The sequence below is a fragment of the Burkholderia sp. Bp9099 genome, assembly GCF_003857805.1.
In the GTDB taxonomy this organism is placed as follows: Bacteria; Pseudomonadota; Gammaproteobacteria; order Burkholderiales; family Burkholderiaceae; genus Burkholderia.
Genome location: NZ_QTPU01000034.1, coordinates 66,164 through 73,475, shown reverse-complemented (window position 1 = coordinate 73,475; position 7,312 = coordinate 66,164). Strand labels below are relative to the sequence as shown.

The window sequence follows — 7,312 nt, the reverse complement described above, 5'->3', positions numbered from 1 at the left end:
ACCTTCGTGAACGGCTTGTGCCAGCTGAGGCCCTCGCGCGCGAGACGCGCCCAGAAGCCTTCGTAATCCTGCTCGGCCTCGGCGGCCAGCGCGCGGTAGGCCGGCATGCCGGAGATGTTGGCGCGCTCGCGTGCGTCGGCCGACGGTTCGAAGATTCGGTGTTCCTGCAGGATCGATACGAGGGCAGTCAAGGTGTTCTCCGTGGAAATCGTTGGTGTGCGGCCTGACTGGTGAAACGCAACTTGCATGCCAGTCGCGCGGGTATTCGGCCGCAGCGGCGTGCGTGCGCGTTGCAGTGCGGTTCACGTAGATCGATATGCAGTGCAAAGCATAAAAAGATCAGGAACTCGATGCGCTTGCCGGCCTGCGCGTTGCGTCGAAATGCAGCAGCGGGTGTTGCAGGCGTCAACACGGCACACGATGCGCGGCGTGCACGCCGCTGGCCGGACGCCGCGCTACGCGATGAACGACCGGAGCGTGCCGAGCGCGTCGGATGCGCGAAGCCGCGCGAGCGCCGACGCCTCGATCTGCCGCACGCGTTCGGCGGACAGGTTCAACTGGCGGCCGATGTCGCGCAGCGAGCAGCCTTCGTCCGCGTGCAGTCCGTAGCGCAACCGCAGGACCGTCGCCTCGCGCGGCGGCAGCCGGTCGATCGCGGCGGCGATCGTATGGCGCAACTGGGCGGCGCCGGCCGCGTCTTCGGGCGACGGCGACGACAGGTCGGGCGCGACGTCGGCGAACGTCATGTCGCCTTCCGGCGACACCGGCAAATCCGCCGACACCGGCTCCTTCACGATCGCCATCAGGTCGCGCACCTTGTCGACCGGCTCGCCCATGTGGACGGCCAGTTCGGCCGGCGTCGCGGCCGTGCCCGTGCGTTGCCGATGCTCGCGCGCGAGCCGCGTCAGCTTGTTCAGCGCGTCGACCGTATGCGTCGGCACGCGGATCGTGCGGCCGAGGTCGGCGAGCGCATGCGTGATCGCCTGCCGGATCCACCAGGTCGCGTAGGTCGAGAAGCGGAAACCGCGCCGGTAGTCGTAGCGCTCGATCGCCTTCAACAGGCCGATGTTGCCTTCCTGGATCAGGTCGGCGAACGCCAGGCCGCGATCGGGATAGCGCTTCGCGATCGACACGACGAGCCGGAGGTTCGCGTCGAACAGTCCCGTCCTCGCCGGCTGCATCGCGCGCTCGATCGCGGCGAGCCGCGCATCGAGCGACGCGGTCGCGCCGGGCGGCAGCGCCGACGCCGGGGCATCGCGCACGATCGCGGCGCGTGCGTCGACGAACTCGGCCGCGCGCCGCGTCAGCGTCGGCCCGCAGGCCGGATGGGCGGCGATGCACGACGCGAGCCAGCCCGCGTGGTCGTCGTCGGTCGACCGCGCAAACGACGGCGGGACGCCCACGTCGGCCAGCATCCGCGCCAGCCGGCCCCGCAGCGCGCGCTGCCGGCATGCGCGCTTGCGCAACGGTTCGCTCATCCGTTCGAGTGCGCGGGCGGACAGGCTCACCGTGCCGAGCAGCGCCGCGACGTCGCGTACTTGCGCGCGATACGCGGCGGAAGCGGTGCCGCCCGACAGCAGCGCCGCTCGCATGCCGCCGGCGAGCGCGTCGATGCGGGCGAGCCGTGCCACGACGGCGTCGCGCCAGGCCGAATCCTCCGGTGGCGTCTCGTCGTCGCGTGCGGGTTCGCCGGTGGAAGCGGCCGTAGCGTCCGCATCGACCCTGTCCGCCGGGCGGTCGTCGCGCGGGCTGTCGGCGAGAAAGATCACGTAGGTCGATGCGGCAGTCCGGCATTCGGCGATCTCGGTGCGGATCGACACCAGCGCGTCGAGTGCATCGGGGTCGCCGCACAGCACCGCGACCGACGCCGCGCGGCCGCGCTCGATGCGCTGCGCGTACGCGAATTCCTCGTCGCGCGTGAGGAGCGGTGTCGTGCCCATCTCGCGCAGGTACAGCCGGACCGGATCGGTCGTGCGCGGCGCGAGCAGGTCGGCCGCGGCGAGCGTGCCGGCGCCGTCGGCCCATGCACGCGCGGGCGGCGCGGGCCGGAAGTAGCGGTCGAGCGTCCAGCCGCTCGCGGTATCGGCGCTGTCGCACACCGCGATGCCGAGTTCGGCGAGCACCGCGGCGGCGGCATCGATGCCGCTGTCGCTCGCATCGTCGTCGGGCAGCGCGTCGATGATGTCGCCGCGCGTGACGAAGCCGCGCGACAGGCCGGTCGCGATCAGCGCGTGCAGATGCGCGACGGCGTGCGGCGGCGCGCCGTCGTCGATGCCGGCCGCGGGCGCCGGTGCGTGCCGCGCCGGCATCCCGTCGCGCGACGCGTCACGCGCGCTTCGCATACACGTTGCACCAGCCGTCCGCCGCGACCAGCTTGCCGCCGAACATCGGACACGTGCCGGCGGCATCCGCCGCTTCGCCCTTGTAGAAGCGGCAGTTCACGCAGCGCTGGCCGGCCTGGTATTTCGGGAACTGCGCGGCGTCGACGCTGGACGCACGCGCGCGATAGCCGAGCGTCTTCGCGGCGGCGTCGTTCTCGTCGACGAGCGGCGGCGCCGCGAGTGCCGTGCGTGCGGCGGCGAGCGTCGCGCACAGGCCGATGGTATGGATGATGAAGGTTCTGCGGGAGGTCGGGTACGTCACGGTCGTTTCCTGGTGAAGATGAAATCGTGGGGAAGGGCGCGGCCCGCATCGCGTGGCGGAGCCGCTTGCCCCGGTGTTACTGGCTCGCGTCCTTGTGCGCGGCGGGACCGGCGATGAGCGGCGCGGTCGATGCGTGGGCGGTATCGGCCGTCAGCTTGCTCTTGCCGGCGGCATAGCCGTTCGACGCGAGCAGGAAGGCCATCAGGTCCGCGTAGTCTTCGTCCTTCAGCTTGCCGGGCTGGTCCGCCGGCATGTTGGTCGCCATGTAGCCGAACACGCCGCCGATCGTCAGGTGCGAATGCGACAGCGGCGCGAACGACGGGCCGCTCAGCGCGGGCGCGGTGTTGCCTTCGAGGTCGGCGCCGTGGCACTTCGCGCACGCATTGCCGTAGATTTCCTTGCCGTGTGCGACCTGGGCCGCGTCGAACGTCGGCGCGGCGTCGCCGGTGCTCGCGGCGACGCGGATGAAGCCGCCTGCGGGCACGTTGCGCGCGCGCAGCAGGCTACCGGGCGCGCGGCCTGCGCTCGCCGTCGCGCCGTCGAGGAAACGCGACGGCGTGCTCGACTGGTGCGCTTCGAGCGCGCTGCCGGGCAGTGCCCACTTGCGGGTCAGCGCGGCCAGCCGGCCGTTGTCCTTCATCCGCGTGAGTGCCGCGTCGATCCGCTGCTGCAACGCGGCCGAGCGCGGCGCGAACGCGAACGTGAGCTGCCACTCCGCATACGGCGACGCGGTCGCGCCGATGCGGAACGCCTGTTTCGGATGCGCGGCCCGGTACGCGACGACCGCCGGATACCAGACGATCGCGCGATGCGCGCGGCCGCGGGCGACCGCGTCGACTGTTTGCTCGGACGTGTTCTCGAGATCGAAGCGCGCGTTCTTCTGCTGCACCGCGATCAGTTGCGCGGGGCTCGCGTAGGTGGCCGCGACGATTTCCCGGCCGGTCGGCGGCGTGCCGGCGTCGCGGCGCGTGACGCTCACGTAGCCCGAGCGCAGGTAGCCCTGCGAGAACAGCAGCTTCGTGTCGGATGCGTCGGCGATGGCCGAGCGCGGGAAGCCGGCGAGCACGTCGCAATCGCGTTCGAGGATGCCGGCGAGTTCGTGCGCGGATACGCCGTCGTCGTCGCTGCCGCCCGCGTCGTGTGCGGCGAAGCTGGCGGCGATGCCGGCCGTGCGGAACACCTCGCGGGCGACGGCCTTGTCGAGCGCGGCCGTCGGCGTGCCGGGCAGCGAGCAGACGCGTACCGCCGTCGCGGCCGTGGACGGCACCGGGGTCAGCGCCGTGCCTGCCGCGAGCGCACAGGCCACGGCGAGGCGGGAAAGTCGGAGGTTCATGATCGTACGCTCGGTTGAAAAGGAGAAGGGAGGCGGCACCCGCGCCGGCGGCGCGGGTGCGATGCGGTTGATCGGACGTCGATCAGCCGCGGTCGAGGGCGAACACGTACAGCGTGCCGCCGCGCGGCACGTCGTCCGCCGCCTTGGCCATCGGGCCGCCCCAGATCGGGTTTGCGCCGCCGTAGCCGGCGAGCACTGCTACGTACTCCTTGCCGTCGACTTCGAAGACGGACGGCTGCGCGATGATCCCGCTCGCGAGCTTCGGGCTCTCCCACAGCACCTTGCCGGTCGACACGTCGAACGCGTACAGGTGGCCGTCGAGCGAGCCGCTGAACGCGAGGCCGCTCGCGGTCGTCGCGACGCCGCCGTTCCACGGCAGCTTGCTCCAGTGGCTCCACACCTTCTTGCCGGTGTTCACGTCGATCGCCTGGAGTTCGCCGTAGCCTTCGCTGCCCGGCTCCGGCTTGATCTCGAAGCCTTCGCCGAGATACGGCAGCCCTTCCATATAGTTGACCGACTTGCCCGACAGGCTCATGCACGCATGCAGCGCCGGGACGATCGCGAGATGGCGCACGGGGTCGTACGACATCGACCACCAGTTCTTGCCGCCGAGGAAGCTCGGGCACGTGTCGATCGTCGTGCCGACCTTCGGATACTTCGCGGGATCCTGGATCGGCGCGCCGTCTTCCGTGTAGCCGGTGACCGACGTGGCCTTCACGAACGGCTCCGCATAGATCAGCTTGCCGGTGTCGCGGTCGATCGCATGGAAGTAGCCGTTGCGGTCGGCATGGACGATCGCGTCGTGTTCCTTGCCCTTGTACTTGATCGTCGCGAGCACCGGCGTGTTGACGCCGTCGTAGTCCCAGGTGTCGTGCTTCGTGTACTGGTAGTGCCACTTGAGGTCGCCGTTCTTCGGATCCAGCGCGAGCAGCGAATCGGAGTACAGGTTGTCGCCCGGCCGCAGGTCCGCGAGCCACGGCCCCGGGTTGCCGACGCCCCAGTACAGCGTGCGCGTCGCCGCGTCGTAGGTGCCGGTCAGCCAGGCCGGTGCGCCGCCGTGCGCCTGCATGCCGTCGGGCCAGGTATCGGCGTGCTTCTCGCCCTGGCCGGGGATCGTGAAGCGCTTCCACAGCAGCGAGCCGTCGTTCGGGCTGAGCGCCGCGATGAAGCCGCGTGCGCCGTATTCGCCGCCCGAGCTGCCGACCACGATCGCGCCGTCGAGCGCGAGCGGGGCGAGCGAGAACGCGTAGCCGAGCCCTGGTTCGAACATCTGCTTCTTCCACACGAGCGCGCCGGTCTGCGCGTCGAGCGCGGCCACCTCGCCGCTCAGCATCGCGACGTAGACGTTCTTGCCGTATAGCGCGACGCCGCGGTTCACGACGTCGCAGCAGGCCGTCTTGAACGATTCCGCGCCGAGCTTCGGTTCGTATTTCCACAGCTGTGCGCCGGTGGCCGCGTCGAACGCGTACACGTTGTCCTTCGGCGTGGTCACGAACAGGTAGCGGCCGTTGACGATCGGCGTGGCCTCGAAACCCTGCTTCAGCTCGGCCGGAAACTTGTAGCTCCACGCCTGCGTGAGCTGCTTCACGTTCGACGCGTCGATCTGCTTGAGCGGCGAATGCGCCTGGCCGCTGTACGTGCGGTAGTAGGTGAGCCAGCCCGGATCGCGTTGCGCATCCGTGAGCCGCTGGTACGTGACGGCCGGATAATCCGCGGCAGCGTCCACCAGGCCGGGATTCAAGGCGATCGCCGCCGCCGCCGCGATGCCGATCGTTGCCAGTCGGCTCGTCGAAGCCGAGAGTTTTTTCATGGTTGTCTCCTGAGTCATTGTGGTCGCACCGCGGCCAACACATGGCCGGGCCGGCAGGGTGGGGATCCGGGTCCAGTGCGCAGCCAGTCACGCAAATCGCATGCCACTGCGGCGCGCGCCTTGCCGGGCAAGGCGCAGCGGCCGATTGCGCGCGTTGCGGCGACGCGGGCGGCGCGGCGCGGCTGATCCGCGGGTGTTGCGTTCGGGGACAGCCGCGGGCCGAGTGTTGCGAAACATGACAACGCCGTGAGCGGACGGGAGCCGCGCGCATGCGATACGTGGCGCACGGCCAATCGCGGCAGGGCATGCCTGAATGAATGACGGTGCGGCGCAGGGACGGCGATCGTCGTCGACTGTGTGAGTCGACGGCGCGCCGTTACCCGGTGCGACGCACGCATGCAACGGACCGCGCGCCCGCGGCGGCGCGCCCGATCCGAACGACGATCGCGCATACGACTGCGCGAGCGCCGTACCGTTGATCCAAATTGACACAGGTGCAACAGCGGTGGCACGAACTGCAACAGGTCGGCGGTTGCATATCGACGCGTGGCGGCTTCAACCTGCGCCGGCCGGGCGATGCGGGCATCGGCATGCTTCTTGCCGTTCGAACCGGCAACGATTCCGCGCAGCGAGAAACCACCATGCCCGTCCCGATGCCGTTCGATGCCGACCGCAGGTCCGACCGCCGCCGCGTGGTCGCGCTCGCATACGGCATCGCGCCCGTCGGCGCGGATGCGGCGACGATCGCGATGTCGCAGGCCGTGCGCGCACGCGAACCGCTGCACGCGGTCGCGCTGGCGGTATTCGCCGTCCATGCGGCCATCACGGTCGCGCTGTGGCATGCGTGGGTGCCGGCTGCCCGCCCGACGCTAGCCCGTGCGCTCGCCGTCGAAGTGGACGCGAGCGAATCCGCGCGGGTGGCCGAACCGGGCGAGCAGCGCCGTACGGATAGCGCAACACGGGTTCCCCCCGTGCACGGGCCTTCGCATGCGCGCCGCGAAACGGTCATGCCTGGGGAGATTCGGCCGAACCCGACGGTGCCGCGTCGGGTCGATCGCACAAGTCCTTCGCGCCAGCCCCCGGCCGCAACCGCCGTGGCGCGGCCGGACGGCGAATTGGAGCGAGCCGGGGCGGTACCGGAACCGGCGTCGCCGGCCGCCGCACACGCATCGGCCGATACCGCGACGGTGCCTGCGCACGCGGCGCCCGCCGCACCATCGGCAACCGCGCCCGAACCCGTCACCGCACCGCGGTTCGCGGCGGCGTACCTGCGTAATCCCGCGCCCGACTATCCGGACGTCGCGCAGCGGCGCGGCTGGGAAGGCACCACATTGCTGAACGTGCATGTGCTCGCGAGCGGCCGGCCCGACCAGGTCCTGCTGTCGGCGAGCAGCGGACACGACGCGCTCGACGAGGCGGCCGTCGCGGCGGTCACGGACTGGCGCTTCGTGCCGGCGAAACGCGGCACGGAATCGATCGACGGCTGGGTCAGGGTGCCGGTCGTGTTCAAACTCGGAAACTAGGGA

The 7,312-nt window shown here is 70.6% G+C and carries 6 protein-coding genes; 1 reads left to right on the top strand and 5 read right to left on the bottom strand.

The genetic code is table 11. The features are described 5' to 3' along the window. The 5 genes from DIE17_RS31065 to DIE17_RS31045 form a co-directional block, all read right to left on the bottom strand. The coding region (locus tag DIE17_RS31065) for an acetyl-coenzyme A synthetase N-terminal domain-containing protein (RefSeq protein ID WP_311767222.1) at nucleotides 1–248 on the bottom strand (248 nt) is incomplete at its 3' end. A 207-nt stretch (nucleotides 249–455) separates the two neighbouring features. Then, on the bottom strand, nucleotides 456–2,309 hold the full coding sequence (locus tag DIE17_RS31060; protein ID WP_124921567.1) for a sigma-70 family RNA polymerase sigma factor: 1,854 nt from the start codon (nucleotides 2,307–2,309) through the stop codon (nucleotides 456–458). Between the two features lie 16 nt (nucleotides 2,310–2,325). After that, nucleotides 2,326–2,643 (bottom strand): high-potential iron-sulfur protein, encoded by a 318-nt coding sequence (locus DIE17_RS31055; protein WP_124489117.1) that lies wholly within the window; start codon nucleotides 2,641–2,643, stop codon nucleotides 2,326–2,328. Nucleotides 2,644–2,719: 76 nt separating this feature from the next. Next, the gene (locus tag DIE17_RS31050) at nucleotides 2,720–3,976 is read right to left on the bottom strand and encodes a c-type cytochrome (protein WP_124921564.1); all 1,257 of its coding nucleotides are present in this window, start codon (nucleotides 3,974–3,976) and stop codon (nucleotides 2,720–2,722) included. An 82-nt stretch (nucleotides 3,977–4,058) separates the two neighbouring features. After that, on the bottom strand, nucleotides 4,059–5,786 hold the full coding sequence (locus DIE17_RS31045; RefSeq protein ID WP_124646677.1) for a methanol/ethanol family PQQ-dependent dehydrogenase: 1,728 nt from the start codon (nucleotides 5,784–5,786) through the stop codon (nucleotides 4,059–4,061). Nucleotides 5,787–6,427: 641 nt separating this feature from the next. On the opposite strand from DIE17_RS31045, the gene DIE17_RS31040 reads away from it, so the two are divergent. After that, the gene (locus DIE17_RS31040) at nucleotides 6,428–7,309 is read left to right on the top strand and encodes an energy transducer TonB (RefSeq protein ID WP_260439275.1); all 882 of its coding nucleotides are present in this window, start codon (nucleotides 6,428–6,430) and stop codon (nucleotides 7,307–7,309) included. The last annotated feature ends 3 nt before the right edge of the window (nucleotides 7,310–7,312 follow it).

Coding starts and splice junctions, on each gene's coding strand:
- DIE17_RS31060 (WP_124921567.1), bottom strand. CDS start 2,309: ATGCCGGCGCGGCACGCACCGGCGCCCGCGGCCGGCATCGACGACGGC.
- DIE17_RS31050 (WP_124921564.1), bottom strand. CDS start 3,976: ATGAACCTCCGACTTTCCCGCCTCGCCGTGGCCTGTGCGCTCGCGGCA.
- DIE17_RS31045 (WP_124646677.1), bottom strand. CDS start 5,786: ATGAAAAAACTCTCGGCTTCGACGAGCCGACTGGCAACGATCGGCATC.
- DIE17_RS31040 (WP_260439275.1), top strand. CDS start 6,428: ATGCCCGTCCCGATGCCGTTCGATGCCGACCGCAGGTCCGACCGCCGC.